Genomic DNA, 20,333 nt, shown 5'->3' with positions numbered 1-20,333 from the left:
GAGCCGGAGGACTGCGCAAGTCTCGCAAGCGAGTCGGAGCGGATGGCATTCCACGCTTTCACGACTGGCCGACCGAGATGATCTCTCACTTGACGCGAAATCCGTGCCATGCTTTCCATGCCGAAACTGGGAATGCATGTCTATGGATACTGTGGAAGAGAATTTAGCGCCAGCGCTCTCGTGGCTTTCGCCGAAATACCAAAACATAACACTTTCGGCAGATCTAAGAACGCTCGCTCAACAGTATGAACACGAGGAGCTATATTCGTTTGCATTACTTGTTAAGGAAAAAGGCGACCGTGGAGAATGCTTCACAGCGTTCCTTCATCAGATTCTCAACAGGCAGATAACGGAGGGTGAGCTTTGATCAATCTTAATGCGCAGCCTTGGCCATACAAGACATGGACTAACGACGAAGTCACCCGGGTTGTCCGCATTCCACCGCCAGCACCTCAGCGATTAGCTTTGCCGAAAGTGTACGGAAGGAACGAGCTTCCTAAGGCAGACGCCGAGATCAAAGAATTATACGAGCAAAAGCCGCTTGATTTGAATCTGTATACGAAACCGTGCGCTCTCCTTCCCGGCAACGTCGTGCTCCGTCCAAGCGAGCAGCCAACCGTTTTGCCTCCTACGTTCTTTTACGGTCGGCATAAGTGGCATGGGTACATCAAGCGGATGTCCACTGAAGACGACAGGTTTACCTACCTTAAGCCGATCGACGGAAACAAGCTCCAGAAACATAAGGGCCCAGTATACTTCGCGGACGCTGATCACCCGAACGTATACGGACATGTGCTGTTCGATATGATTGCGAAACTATGGGCCTACGCAGTCGTTCCGAAAGGGACGCCCGTGGCTACGACGGTCAAAATCAACCGGACGTACGCGAAGATGATGGAGGCACTGGATATCGATCCTTGGAATATCGTCCAACTTAATCGCCCCACCCTCGTGGATGAGTGCTACTTCCCTGGCATCACCTTCGGTCGGAGGGACGGCATATACCCTCAAGCATTCGATTTATTCGATCGCATTAGTCAGCTCAAAAAGCAGTCTGACGTCTCTCCGCGTGAGAAAATTTACGTCTCGCGCAGGCTACTTAAAGAAAAAAGACGTCTCACGAACGAGGACCAGGTCGAAGCCTATTACGCCGACCGCGGATTTACGATCGTGCATCCTCAACACCATAAGATCGAGGACCAGATTGCAATTTTCGCGGGGGCGCGACTGATTGCGGGTCCAGCCGGCTCTGGTCTTCACAACACCCTTTTCAGCCAGAAGGATACAAGGGTACTGATTATTGCATCTTCCGCTTGGCTTCACGTCGCCGATATCTTCATCGCGCAAGAGAAGGGGGATCTTGGTTACGTGTTTGGCGATCCGCTCGTTCCGGCTACGGACGGGTGGAGAACCAATTCAGAGTGGAAAGTTGATATGGATGACGTTGCTCTTGGGTCAAAGCAACATCTTTTTTTGAACTAGCCGGCGTTGGGTGGGATTTGGAGGGCGCGTAAGCGCATCAGAAGCGCTTGCACGCAAATAGCAATGGCTGGCGTTTTTGCTTGAACAGGTTTCTCGTCATTGAATTTTGCCGCCCCTACGCCAGGTGCCCAAGAGAATCCACCATAAACCGAGGGAGACGCCAAGGCGAGAAGGCTGATGGCAGAATCCAAATTGCTCGTGTAGCGTGGAACCTTGAGGTTCTCGCCTTCGTGATTGAACCAGTCTGAACGAATGCTCTCATCGCTTGTCGTTGGATCCTTCAAGGTCTTTTCAACCACTGTCCAACCAAAATGTTTGGCGATTTCTTTGTCTGCCTCACGGTCGGCGTCGTGGAGTCTTATCAGACTCAAGATAAGGGTTTTGAGAGACGCGATTTCTTCTACCATTTTGAGTTCCGTTCGCGGTCACTGATGTCGTTCAAAATCATGGCCAACCGAATCCCAGCTTGGTACAATCTTTCTTCTATTACCGGCCAGTTCCTATCTGCGTAGTCGGCCGGCAAGTTTATGGCGGGCGACGAAGGTGAGGCCGGGGGTATTTCAGCATAGATCGTATTGCCAATATCCCGGCTCTCCGTTGCCCATACCTCTGGGTCTCCAGCCTGCACGGAGGACCGCCTTTGCTGCCTGATATATTTGGCGAGCTTGCCATACGTCAAATCTCTCGACGCAATAATATCCTGGTCCCAAACGTGGTGAAGATTGGTTTCTTTACCGTTGAATATTACTCTCTGATGGCCAATGAATTTGATGGCGTGAAGGGGCTGGTGAACGTCACCAACAAAGTGAATAAGGTACTTAAGCGCGGTGATCTTATCTTGCGGGTTTGAGTTGGGGTCAGATAGGGTATGGGCATATCTTTTAATCGCCGCCACGACGCATCGACCGTCACCGCAATCGATTTCTTCCTTATACGGCGCAGTACCAATCCTCATCCTAATTGTATGCATGGGGCTTGAAGGCTGGCGCTTCAACTCTGCCTCATCGTCGGCCCAACTAGCAACGCTAACCATGCTCTTCTTAGCCTCGAACGATAGTATCTTTTTGACCATCGCGGAAGCTTCCAGGGATAGGTTGTCGGCGGCTATCTGCGCGACAACGGAGTGTCCGCGCGCGCCCCAGGCAGATGCGTCGGAGGCTTGTAGGAGTGTAGCGAACACAGCTGCGACGGAAGCAAGTTTGATAAGAATCTTTTTCATCGCCGCAAGCTACATCATTCAATCCGAGCCGCAAGCCTAAGGGCACCTTGCTGGGCGCAAACAGTTCGGCCCCTGGGAGTGCGACCTCATCCAGTTCCGAAAGAAGTAACTGAAGCGGCCTGCGATCTTTGTCAGCCATAAGACGATCGGCGATTGCGGATCGCAGAACCATATCGTGTTCGGATGCTTTGCGCAGGAAGCTGTGAACCGCACCGGGTTTGCTGGAGGCTGTACTTCTGAGAAAGTGAAGCCATCATAACCAAGAACAGGCCTGCCGAGCGATGTCGCAGAGAAGATGAAGGCTCTTGAGCGCGAGAACCGGGAGCTTCGTCAGGCCAACGTAGATTCTGCGCAAAGCTTCTGCATATCTCGCCATGGCGGAGCTCGACCGCCCCTTCAAGCGATGATCTCGTTCATCGACGAATAGCGTAGCGTGTTCGGGGTCGAGCCGATCTGCAAGCTGCTGCCGATTGCCCCATCAACCTACCATGAGAATGTCGCCAAACGACTGGACGTGGATCGCCTGTCGGTCCGCGCCCGCAGCGATATCAGCCTGAAGATCGAGATACGTCGTGTCTTCGAGCAGAACTTCCGCGTCTATGGCGTTCGCAAGGTCTGGCGGCAATTGCAGCGTGAAGGCTTCGATGCCGCCCGTTGCACTGTCGTCCGGCTTAGAGGTCGATGAGCCTGCAAGGTGTCATTCGAGGAAAGCCGATCCGCACGACGCTCTCGGACAAGACGGCTCCAAGCCCGCTTGACCGGGTTAACCGCCAGTTCAAAGCCCCAGCACCAACAGGCTGCAGGTTTCGGACTTCACCTACGTCGCCACATGGCAGGTCTTTGTCTACGTGGCCACGCGACAAATGCTGCGCATTTACTCTGATGTCATCGACGTGTTTGCTCGTCGCATCTTGGGAGTGACGGGCGAGCTGGACGGCACATGCTGGCTTTGTCGTCGATGCCCTGGAGCAGGCAATTAATGATCGGCGTTCCGCTCATGGTGGCGGCCTCATCCACCACTCGGATGGCGGCGTCCAATACGTGTCCATCCGGTACTCCGAGCGGTTGGCAGAAGCTGGAATCGAGCCCTCTGTGGGAAGCGTCAGCGACAGTTACGACAACGCCCTCACCGAAACGATCAACGGTCTCTATAAGGCTGAAGTCATCCATGTGCCTGGGCCATGGAAAAGCTTCGAAGCGGTCGAGTTCGCTACCCTAGAACGGCCTGATTGGTTCAACCACCGACGCCTCTTGGAACCCATCGGAACATACCGCCAGCCGAAGCTGAGTATCTGTATTACGCCAAGCTGGGGCATGGCCGCATGACTTAAACAAAACGGCCTCCGGCAAACCCGGTGCGGTTCAATTCTCGTTAGTGCGGTATCCTTGTGGCAGCGAACAGACGCTTCCCATAACCGGTCTGAATGCCAAACTCGCAGCCAGCCTCGACTAGGATCGTCTTGCTCCGTGACGCCACAAGCTCGCAGCCTAGGCGCCACTGGCGCTTACGCTTTCTTTTCCGCTGATCAAGCGCTCGACTCAACGTTGCACGAGAGGGTTTGACAAGGGGTACGGCGGTCAAGATTTTCGTAGACATTGCCGACTTAGCTTAACGTCTAGAAGAGGTAACCTGCCTTGGAATTCGGGTGGGTTGTTGCCTACATCGTTGTTTTCGCTTGTGTGCCAGGAAATGATGGCTGATGTGGCGTTGGCGACCAAGGTAAGACCCGCTCACTCCGGACCAGAACTCCGACCACCACGGGTCTACCAGAAGAATGGATTATTGCAATGTGGATCTCGTTCGATCGAGAAAGGCTGAGACGTTAGACTCGCTTTTGTCTACGACGGACGCCGGCGCCTTGTAATCTCAGGGTTGCTTTCGGAACAGATTACGGTCGCACCGCCACTTGCTGACAAGGATAGCCTTCCTTCCCCTCGCTGTTATTTCATGTCTGTTGCACCAAATCATTCTGTTCGAAAACCACCAGACTGCTTATCTGAACGGCTATCCGGTTGATGCTTCAGATGCCTAGCTTTTAGTCGGAAAGAGCTTAGCGGGTTCAGTGTTCCGCGACGGCGATCGTAGCCGATGTGTCGAAGCGGGCGCTCGTTTCAAGCGCCTTCAGCGATATCGGCATAATTGGGCTGCGGGCGAGGGGCCTGAGCGTGCGGAGTTTCGGCGCATGGACTGCGGTCTAGGTACCCGACGGGGCCAGCTAATCGAGACATCAACCGCAGGAGACTAAAGATGAGTCGCGCTATCGTTCCACGCAGAAGGTTCTGTGCTCTGACAACAATGCCACACTGAGTACGGATGGCGTCGCTCAGGGGCCCGATACAGACCTTCGAAGCAACCGGATACGTTCAGCCCATCTTATGCTGAAAGGTCAGGCTTTAAGACGCTGAACCATCGGCCACCATCGTCTATATGGCTTCACATTAGAACCGTTTATGATGAGTGGGTCTTTCCGCCAACTTTGTACACTAGTACTCGTTCGTCTTGAAAATGGCTGTTTTGCGAGCTATACGCGTTGCATATGTCGGGAAACCTAGTAGCCTGGAAATTTCGAGTTGACAGATACAGTCGCACATTTCCGTGTAGTAGCAGCGTTAGTCGTACGTGAAATGTCAACCCGGTTTGGTCGCAAACCAGGCGGTTACGTATGGGCGATATTAGATCCTTTAGCTCACATTGCCTTTTTATCGATCATCTTTATGGGGATCGCCCGTCATCCTCCACTTGGATCAAGTTTCATAATGTTCTTCGCGACAGGCTACATAGGGTTCCAATTTTATCAAGCCGTAGCGAGTTATGTTAATACCGCGGTAAAAAGTAACCGTTCGCTACTTTCCTATCCGAACGTAGCCCCAATCGATACGATTTTTGCTCGGTACATCCTACAATTTGCGACAACAGCAGTTGTAAGCATCACGCTGCTTTCGCCTATCGTGGCAACTCTGAAACACCCAATCGAGGTTAACTGGATTCCGCTTTTCGAAGGCGCTGTGTCTGGCAGCATGCTCGCTTTAGGGATTGCATTTGCAAACAACGTATTATTTCAGCAATTCCCGCTGTACGAAAAATTGTTCGAAATCATCAATCGACCTTTGTTTATGCTGTCAGGTGTCTTCTATCTGCCCGACATGCTCCCTCACCCCATGAGGGAAATAATTCTCCTTAACCCAGTTAGCCACGTCATAATGTCCTTCCGGAAAGGTTTCTATTCCGAATACCGTGCACCTGGGTACGATCCAGGTTACCTTTTTCTGGTTGCATCGATCGCGTTATTCGCGGGATTGTGTATTTTCACGTCTTCCCGGCGGGTCTTGAGGGGACGATGATAAAACTGGAACACGCTACGAAATTCGCAGATGCCAAAGGCGTACGTAAGACGATACTAAAGGACGTATCATTTACCATTCCTAGAGGCAGAAATTTGGCACTACTGGGTCGAAATGGCGCAGGAAAATCCACACTACTTCAGATAATTGCTGGAACGCTTCATCTGGATGGGGGCCGCGTTATAAGAGAGGCGAAAGTTTCTTGGCCTTTGGGCTTTTCAGGAAGCTTTCAGAGGGATCTCACCGGTGAACAAAATGTTCGTTTTGTGGCAAGGATCTACGGTGTAGATACCGAGCATCTTGTGTCTTACGTTGGTGATTTTGCCGAGCTAGGCGAATTCTATAAATCTCCTGTAGCCACCTATTCGTCGGGAATGAAAGCTCGCTTAGCGTTTGGCGTAAGTATGGGCGTCCAGTTCGATTATTATTTGGTCGATGAGGTAACGGCCGTTGGGGATACAAATTTCAAACGGAAATCGCATCATGTTTTCAAAGAAAGGTTAAAGGGATCCGATGTTATAATGGTTTCCCACCACGTCTCAACGCTGAGAGACTACTGTCAGTCAGGGATCGTACTAGAACATGGTAAATTGACGTATTTCGAGAAATTGTCTGACGCAATTAGTGTGCACGAACGCAATATGGCGAGGTCCTATAAAGAATGAGAGTCACATCCCACGATGTAGTGTCAGGCCATACTGTCCGGGAGAGTGTTCAAATCCCGGCACACATGAGATTGCTAACTACTCTACTCGAATTGAGACAACCGCAGACTGACACTGAGGTTCAGGGGGCTGAAACGCCTCATGAGATAGAGCCTTCGTCGGACAGTCTGACTGCATCAAGATTTAAACTTCGTCACTGGATTATTTCAGTGGCATTTCTCGGCGTAGTGGTTATACCCACAGTAACGACCGGTACTTACATGGCTTTCGTTGCGGCTGACCAGTTTAACAGTACAACATCGTTTTCTGTGCGTAGCATTGAGGCTTCACAGCCGGGCGATTTGCTAGGCATGTTTACGCAGGCTTCCGGCGGAAGTACTGTGAACGACTCGTATATGCTGCTCGACTACGTTATGAGTGCTGAACTTGTGAAGTCAGCAGACGAACAACTCAATCTTGACGAAATTTACTCGTCGAGGGGTAATGATTTCTATTACGGACTGACGCCGAATCGATCAATTGAAGAAAAAATGATTTACTGGAAGAGAATGGTTTCTATTAGCTTTGACCAGTCGTCTGGCATTCTCAAACTTAATGTGAAAGCATTCGACGAGAAACGCGCCCAGGAACTAACACAGTTCATCGTTAGTGCAAGCGAGCGTTTGGTCAACACAATTTCAGACGCAGCAAAGTCGGAAGTTCTCAAAGACGCGCAGAACGCCGTTGAGCAGAATGAGTCGCGATTAGCTGGTATACAACTCAACCTGCGAAAGTTTAGAGATCTAATGCAAGAGGCGGACCCAATTGAGGGCGCAAAGTTGGCCTCACAAATAGTTTCAACACTTGAGCAGCAACTTGCCATGTCAAAGACAGAGCTGAGTACAGCGCTTGCCCAAATGGGGCAAACCTCTCCGCGGGTGAAGGTTTTAAGGTCCCAGATCGCAAGTCTCGAGCAGCAGGTCCAGAAAGAACGGGGACGCTTCGGAAGCGGTGAGCCCGCAAAATCGGGCCGAAACTACGACATAACCTCAAGTGATGTTGCGGGGCGTATCGAACAGTACGAGAAGCTGGAAACTCAGCGACAGTTTTCTGAACGCGCATACACTGCAGCTTTGGGCGGCCTCGAAAAGGCGCAAATAGAAGCGTCTTCTAAGGAGCGTTATATGGCAACGTTCATCAAGCCAACGCTGCCAGAACTCGCCCAATATCCGAGCCGGTTCCTAAACACGGCGCTCATTTTTGGTTTCGGGATGTTGATTTGGGGTGTCATGGTTATGGTGTATTACAACATAAGGGACCGCAACTGATCATTTCCTCTAATTAGTCCGTACCGAAGCTAGAACTGTCCGGCTCGGCCTGGGACCCAACTCGTGAGAATCGGGGTAAAGACAGATGGTCATTTCGGCGAGGGCATTGAAGCTCCTATGTCTGCCAAGACCGAGAAGACTGGGAAGAGGACGACGGGTAGAGATATCGGTGTATCGTTCTGAGTTCGAGGTGAGCCATCGATTTGCGTCGAGTGGAGCGACCTAGACTGCCGACCAACTGCCGGAGGAGGACGGCCAAATTCTCGAAATCATCGAACGTGTCTCTGGCTGGAAGCCAAGTCTTGAAATCAATTTCGAGGTTTCCATTGAAGAATAAGGCTACGTCACATTTCAGCGGATACACGCAAGCGTGAAGGGTGATGAGGCGGATCTGTCATCGGAGATAACTACAACACTCGGCTCAAGCAAGCTCAGTAAAATTACAAATGATCATCCGTTCCACGCGGCCACAGTCCTCGACCGCCTGAAGTGTGTAGATGCTGTCGGCACAGCGCTTACCATGCCCCGACGTGGGAACTGCCACGACAATGCGGTAGCTGGAAGGTAACCGGTGTTCTGCTCCCACATTGGCAGCCTCTGCCTGATCTGTGATCGACATTCCATGGATGAGCGAGAAGTAGTTTCTCCATCGAGTCTACGTTCAAGGTTATCACAACGCGGCCGAGTAGGCGTGAGGCGCATTGCCGTTGGCCTGACGAGGTCAAAGCACGGTGAATAACCTCCAGTTTCGTAGACACCCTCCGGTTACGTTTTCTGCTGCTTTTCGAACTCGATGGGCGACAGCATCCCGTTTCTGACATGTTTGCGCTTCGGGTTGTAGAACATCTCAATGTAGTCGAACACGTCCTGCCTGGCTTCGTCTCTTGAGCGATAGACCTTTCGGCGTATCCGCTCCCGCTTCAACAGATTGAAGAAGCTCTCAGCGACGGCATTGTCATGGCAGTTGCCCCGTCGGCTCATCGAATGAACCAGATTGTGGTGCTTCAGGAACGCTGCCCAGTCCATACTGGTGAATTGCGATCCCTGATCCGAATGCACCAGAACCTTTTCCTTTGGCTTTCGCCTCCAGACAGCCATCAGCAACGCCTGCAGCACGACATCCGTTGTCTGACGGCTCTGCATCGACCAGGCGATAACACGGCGGGAATAGAGATCGATCACCACCGCGAGATAGGCGAAGCCTTCGTTGGTCCGGATGTAGGTGATGTCCGTGACCCACGCCTTGTCTCGAGCAGCAACGTCGAGTTGACGGTCCAGAGTGTTGTCGATGATGACCTGAGACCCAACTCCCCTCCAGTTTTCGAGAGAGTCTTGGGTTTTCTGCTCTGGGACCAAACCTTGGACCGCCGGAAGCTGGAGTTTTCCGGCTCTGATCACGATGGCTGGCTGGTTGCACCGCCGGGATTATGCAGGGCAATCGGGACGTTATATCCGATGGCCGAGTGAGGGCGTTCCTCGTTATAGTATCGACGCCAAGTCTCCAACTTTTCGCGGGAATCCGCAAGGGTCAGGAACCAATGAGCGTTCAGGCACTCCGACCGCAGCTTGCTGTTGAAGGCCTCGATGAAGCCGTTGTCGGTCGGCTTGCCAGGTCGTGAGAAGTCCAGGGTGACGTTGTTGGCATAAGCCCACAGATCGAGATCACGGGAGATGAACTGTACCCGGTGTTCTGGTCCCACGTTGCTCGTTGCCGCCTGATCTGTGATCGACATCCCATGGATCATGAACGGGAGTTTCTCCATGGAGACCTCATTGGAGTTTCTCACAACCAGCAAGCCTGGACGTGAGGTTCACCGGCACTGGGCTGACGAGGTCAAGGCGCAGATCGTTTCGGAAAGCTTGCGGCCCGGCATTACCGTCAATGAAGTTGCGCAGCGTTATGGATTGCGGGCGAACAGCCTTTCCACCTGGCGGACGATGGCGCGGCAGGGCAAACTGATCCTGCCTGCACCGGAGGATGCGGTAGAGTTCGCGGCCATGGTTGTCGAGCCGCCGTCGCCTGAGCCGCTGACGGTCAAGGCCGCCACGCGCGCCGAGATCATCGTCGGTCCGGTGACGATCCGTCTTGAGGAAGGTGCGTCTGCTGCCAGGATCGCTGCCATCGCTCGCGCCCTGGCGGCAGCGACATGATCTTTCCGTCGAACCGCGTCAGGATCATGGTGGCGACCAAACCCGTAGACTTCCGCAAGGGGCATGACGGATTGGCGGCGCTGGTGAAGAACGAATTGCACAAGGACCCGTTCACCGGAACTGTCTTCGTGTTCCGGTCACGCAAGGCGGATCGGCTGAAGCTGATCTACTGGGATGGCTCTGGGATCGTCATGGCCTACAAGAGGCTGGAAGAGCACAGCTTCACCTGGCCCGGCATCAAAGATGGTTTGATGACATTGACCCACGCACAGTTCGAAGGGCTGTTTGCGGGCCTCGATTGGCGACGGGTACATAGCGTCCAGACGAGAACACCGCAAGCCATCGAATAGCTGCGGCACGATGACTCAGCACGACAAATATGAAGGCAAATCGGCTCAGGATTTGGTAGGTTCCGGCCATGCTGGACGCCGCCGATCTTCCCGATGATGTTGCTGCTCTGAAGGCGATGCTGATCGCGGCGCGGCTAAGCGAGGCGGCTAAGGACTTCGCGATAGCCAGTAAGGACGAGCATATCGCCCGCAAGGATGAGCGGATCGAACGGCTGGAGAAGCTGGTTGCGGCCTTCAAGCAGGCAGCCTTCGGGCGCAAATCCGAGAAGACCGATCCCGACCAATTCGACCTGGCACTGGAAGACCTGGAGACGGCCATGGCCGTGATCCATGCCGAGGATGAGGCGGACACTCCTGCGGGAAACAGGATCGCCAAGCCGCGCGCGATCAATCGCGGCTCCCTTCCAAAGCATCTTCCGCGTGTCGAAGAGGTGATCGAGCCGGAAAGCCTGATCTGCGCCTGCGGCGGTTGCCTGCATTGCATTGGCGAGGATGTCTCCGAGCGGCTGGACGTGATCCCGGCACAGTTCCGCGTCATCGTCACCCGCCGCCCCAAATATGCGTGCCGTGCCTGCACAGACGGAGCCGTTCAAGCTCCGGCACCAGCACGGCTGATCCAGGCAGGGCTGCCGACAGAAGCCACCGTCGCCCATGTGCTGGTTTCCAAATATGCCGATCATCTACCGCTCTATCGGCAGGCCCAGATCATGAGCCGCCGAGGCATTGATCTCGACCGTTCCACGCTGGCCGATTGGGTCGGTCGGGCAGCCTATGAACTGCGGCCCGTCTTCGATGCGTTGATCGCCGACCTGAAGCGCTCAACCAAGCTGTTCATGGACGAGACCCGTGCCCCGGTGCTTGATCCCGGTTCGCGCAAAACCAAGACCGGATACTTCTGGGCGCTGGCGCGGGATGATCGCCCATGGAGCGGCGGTGCTCCGCCAGGTGTCGCTTTACCTATGCGCCCGGTCGCGGAGGCATTCATGCCGAACGGATATTGCAGGGCTTCTCTGGCATCCTGCAGGTCGATGGCTATGCCGGATACAACAGGCTGATCGCACCTGACCGCATAGGCCCGGACATTCGGCTTGCCTATTGCTGGGCGCATGCCCGGCGCAAGCTGGTGGAGATCACCCGCAACGGAGCAGCACCGATTGCCGAGGACGGCGTCAAACGGATCGGAGCGCTGTATCGCATCGAGGCCGAGCTGCGCGGTCTTGATCCTGAGGCTCGCCTTGCAGGTCGGCAGGAACGATCAGCACCACTCGTAGCCGACATGCAGGCGTGGCTTGTCCATCACCGCACCCGCGTCGCAACGAAGTCCCCGCTCGGCGAGGTATTGGCTTACATCGCCAAATACTGGGATGGTCTGAAGCTCTTCCTGACCGACGGTCGCATCGAGATCGACAACAATAGCGTCGAGCGAACCATCCGGCCGATTGCCTTGAACAGGAAGAATGCTCTCTTTGCAGGTCATGATGCTGGTGCGGAGAACTGGGCGACCATCGCCTCGCTCATCGAAACCTGCAAGCTCAATGCTATCGATCCCCTGGCCTATCTGACCACCGTGCTCGCTGCCATCGTCAGTGGCCACAAGCAGAGTCGAATTGGTGAGCTTTTACCGTGGAATTTTCGGCCTCAAGTGGGATAGCCTGACCGCAACAATGCACTTGGGCCAACCGCACCTCCCACCAAGACAAAAGACGATTTTTCTTACGACGTCGTATTGGGTGGCAGGCAAGGAACACTCGCGCCATTGCGAGATCGAAACCTGAAGGCCTTTTCCACCCGGTGGATTTCAATCCTTGGCGCTTTGTTTTTCTCCAGGATTAAGACGCCAGCGCCATCGTCACTCCCTGAGCACGCTCTTCGAAAGGCCTTCATCACAGGGCCATAGATAAACAGGTAGCGACCAAGGTCGATGCAATTTGGTTCGCCCGTAGTCGTCGGGTTTCCATTGGCATCACACTTTTCTGTGTAGGAGAAGTTGCTTGCCGCCGCTGATAGGCGGCTGAGGGCGGCGCTTGAACTGTAAGTTTCCCAAAAGAAGAACAGGATGAAAGCGACACATCCAAAGAGGACGCCGAGTCTGAAAAGACCACGAGCTAGGCTAGGGTTGGTGTCGTCATCCTGCAATTTGATGCTCCTCTCCCAACGCTGCAAGTGACCGCAATCGGCACGTAACTGCTTTGCCATGTTGGCTGTAGATGCTCAACACCGATCAAGCATTTGCTGTCAACGTGGGAGTAAAACACCGCTTACGATGAACTCGCTGCCGTTATCTACCCTGATCGTCTTCGGATAGCCGGTCTTGCGGCAAATGCCTTCCAAGGTCTGGACGACATCCTCGCCGCGATAGGTGAAGCGTGCATCGGCGGTCGGGCAGTAGCGCGAGTGGGTGTCGACCACGGTCAGGATACGCAGCTTCTTGCCGGTTGCGAGCTGGTCGTGAACGAAGTCCATCGCCCAGACGTCGTTCGGCCCGACAGCCTCCTGGCGATCTTCTCTGAGCTTTGCCTTCACCCGACGCTTGGGATGCTTGTTGCGCAGCTGAAGGCCTAACTCGCTGTAAATCCTACGTGTCTTCTTCATATTGATCTTCCAGCCATCACGGCGCAAATGCACATGAACACGGCGGTAGCCATACCGCACGCGGGTCTCACAAATCTCCTTGATGCGTCGTTCGAGTGGGGCCTGTCCGGTGCGGCGGGACTTGTAGTGGTATGTCGAGGCGTCGAACCTCAGGACCTTGCAGGCCCGTCGGATCGATATCCCCCAGTCAACCAGCATCCCGTCGATCAGCTTGCGCTGCCGGGCAGGCCTCAGAGCTTTCGGCGGATGACGTCCTGGAGCATCTCCCGGTCGAGCGTCAAATCAGCGACAATCTTCTTCAGCCTGGAATTCTCATCTTCCAGAGCCTTCAATCGACGCATCTCGTCAGGCAGCAGACCCGCATACTTCTTGCGCCAATTGAAATAGGTCGCCTGGCTGATCCCAGCCTTCCGGCAGATCTCGGCCACCGGCACGCCGTCGTCGCCCTGCTTCAAAATGAACGCCTTCTGGGCGTCCGAAAACTTCGATGCCTTCATACTTCCGCTCCTTTTCCCAGCCGGGAAATTACCGCGGAAAACTCCAATTATGAACGGTCCAGTTTTTGGAGATCAGAGCACCAGACGCCAAGGAGAACTTCTTCTTCCACTCATAAAGCGAGTGCAGGCTTACACCGAGCCGCTGCGAAACCTCCGCAACCGGATAGCCCCGTTCCGTGATCTGACGCACCGTGTCGCGCTTAAACTCTTCGCTGAAATTCGATTTGCTCATGGTGATCTTCTTGCCTCAAAATTAGGAAAGAAGGCGTCTACAAATCTTGGGGCTATTCAAAGGGAGAGAACGTCATGGAACTGGGCGAAATCGACTCGGGCCTGTTCGCCTGGCGGCATCTCGAAGCGACTTCGAAACTTAATTTTGCGGGAATCCAAGACATTACCGCATTTAGCACGTTGACGACGCTACCCTTCAAGAACGTACGCAGGTTGGGCTTGGACTGCAGATTATAGTTCAGCCTCGGATTTGAACGGGTAAAGCTTAGAGAGGAACCTGTGTTTGAAGCGCTTGAACCCAAGGTCGTGGCCACTGCCCCCTCCATCGTTGACGCAGAAAAATTTCATTTGTCTGTAAAGCTTCTGTGTTTCGAAACGGACGTAGTTTGTGTGTCGGACGATCATGGACTCATCGTTCGCTTCGACGGCCCTCCGAGTCGAGAGTGCGTAATGGTGGTAAAGAAAGGACGCTATGGATAAATCACTACGCGAACGCAGCCTAGCTAACCTAGTCGCATGAAACTCTCTGGCAAACTCCTTTTCCATCTCCACGAGAACAGATCGTTTGAACGCGTAAGGTGCATGTCTGTGCAGTTGTGTAGGTCGAGTCCCGAACTTCTCCCATATGATATTCATTCCATTCACGGCAGCATGTTGCCATTCCTCGCCGTGTCCTGCGAGACACAGCTCTTCAAGATATTGAAGTACTCCGTAGGGCTCTAATCGGCTGACTGAGGTTCCGAAATCGCTGAAGAAATCCTTCCTTTTTACGAAATCCGAAACAAAAAAATCATCGTTCAGATAGATAAAATTTTCGGAGATATTAGGGATGCGGTGCAGAAAGGTCTCTATTGCGTGCGAGTTGAAGGTTGGGAGATACTGTTCCGGAATCACATCCTCGTGCGGAACCCATACTACCTTAGCAGTACGCACGAACCATGAAGGCGGCGGGCAATTAGAAAGTATGTAAATAGTACGGATCCACGGGGCAAACTGTACTAATGCCCGCAAGGAATATCGCAACTCATCAGATTGACTGAAACGATCTCTGTCGACAAATTTACTTGAAAAATGTTCCTCGAACGATTTCCGCCAAGCGGGATCGGAGGAGTTCACCCATGTGTAAACCGCGTCTATTGGCGCCTCGTGCAAAACTGGGCGTTGTATCGGCGCTGCGTTGCTCTCAGAATCTATTCGAACCTTTTTGACAGGGGCCGTAGAGTTTCGCGCTTCGATAAAATTATTCTCCCGCCTCCAAATCGTTATCGAGTATCTTTCAACTAAGCGTCGCTCAACATCTACAACAGCAACCTCAGTGCACGCACCATTCGACTTCCTCTGAAGTCTTCTCGCTCCCCAAGGGAGAGAAATACCACACCATTTGCCGACCGTTCGATCAAATATATAGATATCCTGAAATGACTGCCTTCCAGATTGTTTTAGCCTCTTTAGTACTGGCTCGAGCTCGCGTTCAAGTAAGTCGATATCATGGAGATCGCCTGTAATAGATGAGGTCAGTTTTCGACTCGCGCCCTCCAAAATAGCACCAGCACTAGACAGGCTGTCCAAATTGAGGAGACCCCACGCATTGTTTTCTGTCCATATGCCTTTTCGCGAAGCATCGAAACTACGGTCTCGCTTGGGTCTCAGACTCCACGCTTTCGGACGCTTAAACAGACGCCGAACAGACAAAGTTCGTAAAAGAAACATCCTAAACTTGATGGTCAAAGTTGTTTAACATCACTCTCTGGACAGATCAGGGGGGACATCGAGCCGTCGCGCATCCTACTGTGCTCGATCTGCATCTCCTGCCAACGTAGAACGGCATCAGCACTGCGCTCAAAAACGAGCCGTCGACCAGAAGCCTCTACTATCCGCGACGCGCTGAAAAACGCTGAATTTCTCCGAAACAACGCTCTGTATAGCGTGCGAAAAACAACTATTTCCGCTTGAGGGCCGAAGACGACCTTAATTCGCTCATAGTAATCTGCGTCCTCGCTGACAGATTCTTCTCTAAAGAAACCGATCTTCTCGATCACTTCCCTACGTGGAAACATCATAGAGACTATGCACTTCATCGTTCGTTTGTTATTCAATACTAGACTTCTATCGCCGCCGTCCACCCTCACGTAATTGCACAAGACAAGCTTAGCATGAGGGTACGTTCCGAAAGCTGCGGCCTGAAGTGCTATGCGGTTGCGGGCACTTGTATCATCACCATCTTGAAATGTGACATATCGACCCTTCGCATGACGAAGTCCTCGGTTTCGAGACCGTCCTGTTCCCTGATGAGTCAGGTTCGATAGCACAAGCAGTCGACAGTCTGTCGCTGAAAGACGCTCTAGGATTTCTCTAGTGCCATCGTCGCTAGCATCATCTACTACAATGAGTTCAAAGGATTTGTAAGTCTGACGGAGGATTGAATTTACTGCTTTTTCAATAGTAAGGCTATCGTTTCTCGTAGCGATGATAACAGACACGAGAGGGCCCTCTTCGACGTCCTCTTCATCTTTTTTCCATAATAAGTATGGATCAGCGATAAAATCCGAAAGCCTTCCTTTGAAGTCGACAAACTCATATATCGCGGAAAGCGGTTTCCCTACGAAGGGGATACTCGCAAGAACCGAAGGCGGATACCGTCGAAAAGCCTGCAATACGCGAAGAGCAATCATTTTTCTTACTGTTGTCACGCTGGCCAGATTTATGACAGTTATGTGACGAATCGTTTAAGGTTACAAGAGGGAGGTTCGCAATCGTGAGTTACTATGGTGCTTCTGCCGATCGACTTCGGGAACCAGACGAAACGAAAGGATCTCACTAGAGGCATCCTTAGAAACCGGCCGACCTACGAGCTGTATCGCATGTTGCCTCTTGGGATGTCGCGATAGCTACTCAAAAGCGTTGCATCCGACGATACCTTAAGATGTCCACCACGTTTTGGAGACTGTGATGTTTTTGGCTGATTTGATTGTTGCACTGGGCGATATCGATGGCTCGAACCGGAAACTTGATGCGGAAATAGCACGCGCAGTCGGCTGGACCAAGAAGATGGAACGTCGAAGAGATAAAAGCGATGGTAATGTAATCGAGATTGGGGTGTGGTATCGACCCGACGGCTCAGAGGCAAGGAAAGTGCCTTTTTTCACAGAGAGCGTGCAGTCCGCCTACGAGTTCGTGCGCGGCCTCGATCAAGATATGGTTGCAGCATGCTCGTTCGGTCCAGAGGGAGCTAAAGCTCACGTCGAAGGCCAAACCCCTATATATGCTCGAACTTTACCGGTAGTACTTTGCATAGCGGGCTTGAAGACTATCGAGAAACAAATGGGACAAACAGGTCTCGACCGTTAATCATATACTGGATCTAGAATGCTAAAAAACATACCACATCCCGGCGTTGCTTTGCGGAATTATCTTAATTCCCGTTACCCGCTTACACCGACCAAGCTGACGGCGATGGCGCAAGCGATAAACTTAGATATCGGTGGCGACGCTTCGCTTCATTCGGGAAATACACGCGGTAAGATAGCTCACATAGCGCAGGTGGCGCCCGGCCCGAAGTGTGAACGAACTCTAGCTCTAATTACTAAAGCGCTTCGTAGCTTGGAAATCCCATTTTTCCTTGGGGGCGGTACCGCCCACGGGGAAATTACAATCAATATTTTACAACAAGATATCTGGGCATTCTTGGCAGCAATTCAGCAGTGGCTGAGTATAGATCCAGATGTACTGATCGAAACCCAAGCTAGGAAACCTGTTCGGGTTACGAAGCTTGGTTCAATGTTTGGTACAACCCCGCCAGAAATGCTTCGAATTTTCTGCGTCGAGAATTATGGCGGGGAGAGAAAGGAGCTCATAGCGGCTTGCTCTTACATTACGATCAATGTCTGGGCTGCCGTTACCAATTACTCCGGTGATACTATTTACGAGTCAGGCTTAACAACACCGTACGCTAAACGACTTCGCCACAAAACAATTGACGCATTCCTCAAAAACAAAGCATCTTTCGAAAGCTGCTCTTTAGATGTGATGAGCACGCCGAAATTTCCAATTGATATAGTCTACACATGGGTCAATGATCAGGACGAAGATTGGAACAATCAAAGGGTAGCTCGTGCAGTTGAGGTCCATAAGAGTGTTCGAGCCCACAATCTAGAACGATGGAAAAACCGCGATGAGCTCAGGTTTTCCCTACGCTCAGTGGCTATGTTCGCACCTTGGGTACGAAACATTTTCATTGTAACGTCGGGCCAAATACCAGACTGGTTAAATGATACCAATCCGAGAGTAAAAATTGTGCCGCATGCGGAAATCTGGAAGAACCCAGAAAGTCTTCCTACCTTCAATTCAAGCGGCATCGAGACACAGCTACACCACATTAAGGACCTGTCGGAGCATTTTTTGTACTTCAATGATGATTTCTTTCTGGGCAGCTTTTGTACTCCCGATGATTTCTTCTTGCCCAACGGCGTAATGAAATATTTTCCTTCCGACCAACGTGTTTTCGAGCCCGATATAGATGAGACTAGTGAAGAGTACATTTTTGCTGACTTCAACGCGATTAATCTGTTGAAGGAAAAGTATGGCCAGTATGGCCGCGAGATAATGCAGCACATTCCGTACCCGTCACGTAAGAGCTTGCTCGAACGCTTAGAAAGTGAGTTTCAAAGCGCTTTTGACAGATGTGCGGGCGAACCCTTTAGATCACGTAATGACATCCGCCCTATTGCATTTTTACAGTACCACGCTGGTTTGCAAGAAGGGTTGGCTGTCCCGTCAGGCATCAGTCATAGGTACCTGGCACTGTGGAAGCCGGCGATCGCAAAGCAGTTTTCTGGAGTTGCTTCAACTAGGCGGTATAAAACTTTTTGTATCAATGATGTCGGCGTAACAATCGAGAGACAGAATGAGGTCGATAAGCTCGTAGTCGACTTCCTTGAAGTCTACTATCCATTTAAAAGCGAGTTCGAGAAATGAAAATACTGTGAAAACGCAGCTTTTGCGATCCCCGTCGTTTACACGCTTCGTAGGCTGATTGGGCGCGAAGATGATTAGAATAAATCAACAATAGAGACAAATATCTATTGTTTCTTTCCGATAATAGCTGGAAATCTCGAAGATCTAGTAAAACTTTCCGCTACTGTCGATCCGCGTTGTATGGTGCTTCGCCGTAAGCTGACTTTGCAAGCCGAAGTCGTGGCGTGAGCATCTATACGGGTTGGCGGTCCGCCGACCTCGTAACACCGTACCAAAGGGTCAAGGCTGGGTTTTTTGAGCTTATCTAGGCTGTGTCGGTACGTTGGCAGCTGTCAATCGTATGCGGTATTAATGCCCAAGCGATCTTTGAGACGTAAGCCCCCGGTGAGGGCGGTCTTGCGAGGTTGATGCGAACATCGGAAGTCCTAGTGCAAACACTAGGAGTATTCCTGTGACCAATCGTCCGGTTGAAGTCATCACGTCTGTGGAGCGCCATCGGCGCTGGTCTCGCGAGGACAAAGAGCGGCTGGTTGCAGCCTGCCTTCAGCCTGGGGCGGTGCTTTCCGAGATTTCGCGATCGGCCGGCATCCACGTCAGCCAACTCTTTCGGTGGCGTAAGGAGCTTTGCTAAATCGAGGAGCCGAGGGTCGAGGCTGCGAACACGTTGGTGCCAGTTATCGTCTCGGAGGACGCGCCGGCAGAGCTGCGCGGCATTGCGCCGGCGGGTGCGCAGCACGTCGCGGGCGATTGTCAGCTCGTGAGTAGGTGTGCGACTATCCTTCGTGGCGTCGTGGAGGACGAGGTCTTCGAGATGGACGAGTTCGCTGTCGATCCATAACGCAGCGCATGCGTCAGCGAAATGGGACCGTTCTATCCATCCCCGCCACCTGTGTACGGGCGATACACTCGTCCAAACGCGTCAGAGCGATACCGGCGTCGAAAGCCGGCTGCATCAGCGCTGTTATGCTGATTCTCGCGAAATCGTAAGTCATTGGAATCATTATAAATGTTTCTCTATAGGAACTCTATGAGAATTTTACGTTTCCTCACATGGTATAATAGAAGGTTGGGCTTCTAACCATCGATAAGTACTTCTTATCGAATGTGATTGATTTCAAGCCGCAAATCAGAAAGAATCCGGTAAATCCTTGGCCGCTCGGCCGTCGAAACCGTCGATCCGGAGGTTTTCTATGGCCATGCCGCCCCGTTCAAAGACCGCTGTCGATCGCCGGGCTGACGAGCTCGACACTATCGCCAGCGTGCTGCCGATCGACCGCCGCGACGAACTGGCTGAATTGCTCACCGACCAGGACATCGAAACGCTGCGCCATCTGGTCAACGAAGGCATGGGCGAAAACACCCTGCGCGCGCTCACCTCCGACCTTGCCTATCTGCAGGCCTGGTCGCTGGCCGCAACCGGTGCCTCCCTCCCCTGGCCGGCACCCGAAGCCTTGGCTCTGAAATTCGTCGCCCACCATCTCTGGCAGCCTGATCAGCGCGACATCGACCCCCAACACGGAATG

13 protein-coding genes, 8 pseudogenes and 1 other annotated feature are annotated in these 20,333 nt (G+C 52.6%); of the genes and pseudogenes, 12 read left to right on the top strand and 9 right to left on the bottom strand.

From position 1 onward, the window contains the following. Positions 1-363: 363 nt before the first annotated feature. Positions 364-1,482, top strand: a complete 1,119-nt coding sequence (locus G6K99_RS21940) for a DUF563 domain-containing protein (protein WP_174197936.1) — start codon at positions 364-366, stop codon at positions 1,480-1,482. Here G6K99_RS21940 and G6K99_RS21935 read toward each other — a convergent pair. Next, entirely contained in the window at positions 1,479-1,889 is a 411-nt protein-coding gene (locus tag G6K99_RS21935) for a hypothetical protein (protein WP_174197935.1), read from the bottom strand. The two genes, G6K99_RS21940 and G6K99_RS21935, sit on opposite strands and share 4 nt — an antisense overlap. Continuing rightward, on the bottom strand, positions 1,883-2,701 hold the full coding sequence (locus G6K99_RS21930) for a S1/P1 nuclease (protein WP_174197934.1): 819 nt from the start codon (positions 2,699-2,701) through the stop codon (positions 1,883-1,885). Before G6K99_RS21930 ends, G6K99_RS21935 begins: the two co-directional genes overlap by 7 nt. A gap of 262 nt (positions 2,702-2,963) precedes the next feature. Here G6K99_RS21930 and G6K99_RS21925 point away from each other — a divergent pair. From G6K99_RS21925 to G6K99_RS21910, 4 genes and pseudogenes are all read left to right on the top strand, one after another. Continuing rightward, positions 2,964-4,032 (top strand): annotated as a pseudogene (locus G6K99_RS21925) (IS3 family transposase); the annotation flags it as partial. Next, positions 3,063-3,179, top strand: a sequence feature (AL1L pseudoknot). (Overlaps the previous pseudogene by 117 nt.) A 1,294-nt stretch (positions 4,033-5,326) precedes the next feature. Then, a complete protein-coding gene (locus tag G6K99_RS21920; protein WP_371816276.1) occupies positions 5,327-6,043 on the top strand; it encodes an ABC transporter permease in 717 nt (238 codons plus the stop codon). After that, on the top strand, positions 6,040-6,708 hold the full coding sequence (locus G6K99_RS21915) for an ABC transporter ATP-binding protein (protein ID WP_174197932.1): 669 nt from the start codon (positions 6,040-6,042) through the stop codon (positions 6,706-6,708). Before G6K99_RS21920 ends, G6K99_RS21915 begins: the two co-directional genes overlap by 4 nt. A 209-nt stretch (positions 6,709-6,917) precedes the next feature. Next, a complete protein-coding gene (locus G6K99_RS21910) occupies positions 6,918-8,015 on the top strand; it encodes an RkpR, polysaccharide export protein (RefSeq protein WP_174197931.1) in 1,098 nt (365 codons plus the stop codon). A gap of 765 nt (positions 8,016-8,780) precedes the next feature. On the opposite strand, the pseudogene G6K99_RS21905 reads toward G6K99_RS21910, so the two are convergent. Beyond that, positions 8,781-9,308: pseudogene (locus tag G6K99_RS21905) on the bottom strand (IS3 family transposase); the annotation flags it as partial. A gap of 101 nt (positions 9,309-9,409) precedes the next feature. Continuing rightward, positions 9,410-9,694, bottom strand: a pseudogene (locus tag G6K99_RS21900) (integrase core domain-containing protein); the annotation flags it as partial. Between the two features lie 82 nt (positions 9,695-9,776). Between G6K99_RS21900 and G6K99_RS21895 the strand changes: the two are divergent. From G6K99_RS21895 to G6K99_RS21885, 3 genes and pseudogenes are all read left to right on the top strand, one after another. Beyond that, on the top strand, positions 9,777-10,166 hold the full coding sequence (locus G6K99_RS21895; protein WP_174197930.1) for a transposase: 390 nt from the start codon (positions 9,777-9,779) through the stop codon (positions 10,164-10,166). Continuing rightward, positions 10,163-10,516: an IS66 family insertion sequence element accessory protein TnpB gene (gene tnpB, locus G6K99_RS21890; RefSeq protein WP_174197929.1), complete on the top strand. Its 354-nt coding sequence runs from the start codon at positions 10,163-10,165 to the stop codon at positions 10,514-10,516. The genes G6K99_RS21895 and tnpB overlap by 4 nt, the downstream gene beginning before the upstream one ends. A gap of 68 nt (positions 10,517-10,584) precedes the next feature. After that, positions 10,585-12,167, top strand: a pseudogene (locus tag G6K99_RS21885) (IS66 family transposase). A 611-nt stretch (positions 12,168-12,778) separates the two neighbouring features. Here the strand turns inward: G6K99_RS21885 and G6K99_RS21880 are convergent. From G6K99_RS21880 to G6K99_RS21865, 4 genes and pseudogenes are all read right to left on the bottom strand, one after another. After that, a pseudogene (locus tag G6K99_RS21880) lies at positions 12,779-13,605 on the bottom strand (IS3 family transposase); the annotation flags it as partial. 94 nt (positions 13,606-13,699) lie between these two features. Next, positions 13,700-13,837: pseudogene (locus G6K99_RS21875) on the bottom strand (transposase); the annotation flags it as partial. Positions 13,838-14,067: 230 nt separating this feature from the next. Then, positions 14,068-15,405 (bottom strand): stealth conserved region 3 domain-containing protein, encoded by a 1,338-nt coding sequence (locus G6K99_RS21870; RefSeq protein ID WP_174197928.1) that lies wholly within the window; start codon positions 15,403-15,405, stop codon positions 14,068-14,070. Positions 15,406-15,560: 155 nt separating this feature from the next. Further along, complete coding sequence (locus G6K99_RS21865; RefSeq protein WP_174197927.1) at positions 15,561-16,508, bottom strand: glycosyltransferase family A protein; 948 nt, start codon at positions 16,506-16,508, stop codon at positions 15,561-15,563. A 277-nt stretch (positions 16,509-16,785) separates the two neighbouring features. On the opposite strand from G6K99_RS21865, the gene G6K99_RS21860 reads away from it, so the two are divergent. The 3 genes from G6K99_RS21860 (at position 16,786) to G6K99_RS23595 (ending at position 19,441) form a co-directional block, all read left to right on the top strand. Then, on the top strand, positions 16,786-17,184 hold the full coding sequence (locus tag G6K99_RS21860; RefSeq protein WP_174197926.1) for a hypothetical protein: 399 nt from the start codon (positions 16,786-16,788) through the stop codon (positions 17,182-17,184). A gap of 18 nt (positions 17,185-17,202) precedes the next feature. Then, a complete protein-coding gene (locus G6K99_RS21855) occupies positions 17,203-18,810 on the top strand; it encodes a stealth conserved region 3 domain-containing protein (RefSeq protein ID WP_174197925.1) in 1,608 nt (535 codons plus the stop codon). Between the two features lie 451 nt (positions 18,811-19,261). Then, a complete protein-coding gene (locus G6K99_RS23595; RefSeq protein WP_174197924.1) occupies positions 19,262-19,441 on the top strand; it encodes a transposase in 180 nt (59 codons plus the stop codon). 72 nt (positions 19,442-19,513) lie between these two features. On the opposite strand, the pseudogene G6K99_RS23350 reads toward G6K99_RS23595, so the two are convergent. Then, positions 19,514-19,811: pseudogene (locus G6K99_RS23350) on the bottom strand (hypothetical protein); the annotation flags it as partial. Between the two features lie 189 nt (positions 19,812-20,000). Between G6K99_RS23350 and G6K99_RS21845 the strand changes: the two are divergent. Beyond that, positions 20,001-20,333 (top strand): annotated as a pseudogene (locus tag G6K99_RS21845) (integrase); the annotation flags it as partial.

This window comes from Neorhizobium sp. AL 9.2.2, from assembly GCF_013317225.1.
GTDB classification, from domain to species: Bacteria; Pseudomonadota; Alphaproteobacteria; order Rhizobiales; family Rhizobiaceae; genus Neorhizobium; species Neorhizobium soli.
Note: the sequence above shows the minus strand (reverse complement) of the source record. Positions and strands in the feature narration are given on the sequence as shown.

Bases quoted from the DNA above. Each gene is read 5' to 3' on its own strand.
- G6K99_RS21855 (WP_174197925.1), top strand. From the start codon at position 17,203: ATGCTAAAAAACATACCACATCCCGGCGTTGCTTTGCGGAATTATCTT.
- G6K99_RS21895 (WP_174197930.1), top strand. From the start codon at position 9,777: ATGGAGACCTCATTGGAGTTTCTCACAACCAGCAAGCCTGGACGTGAG.
- G6K99_RS21860 (WP_174197926.1), top strand. From the start codon at position 16,786: ATGTTTTTGGCTGATTTGATTGTTGCACTGGGCGATATCGATGGCTCG.
- tnpB (WP_174197929.1), top strand. From the start codon at position 10,163: ATGATCTTTCCGTCGAACCGCGTCAGGATCATGGTGGCGACCAAACCC.
- G6K99_RS21865 (WP_174197927.1), bottom strand. From the start codon at position 16,508: ATGATTGCTCTTCGCGTATTGCAGGCTTTTCGACGGTATCCGCCTTCG.
- G6K99_RS21915 (WP_174197932.1), top strand. From the start codon at position 6,040: ATGATAAAACTGGAACACGCTACGAAATTCGCAGATGCCAAAGGCGTA.
- G6K99_RS21935 (WP_174197935.1), bottom strand. From the start codon at position 1,889: ATGGTAGAAGAAATCGCGTCTCTCAAAACCCTTATCTTGAGTCTGATA.
- G6K99_RS21930 (WP_174197934.1), bottom strand. From the start codon at position 2,701: ATGAAAAAGATTCTTATCAAACTTGCTTCCGTCGCAGCTGTGTTCGCT.
- G6K99_RS21920 (WP_371816276.1), top strand. From the start codon at position 5,327: ATGTCAACCCGGTTTGGTCGCAAACCAGGCGGTTACGTATGGGCGATA.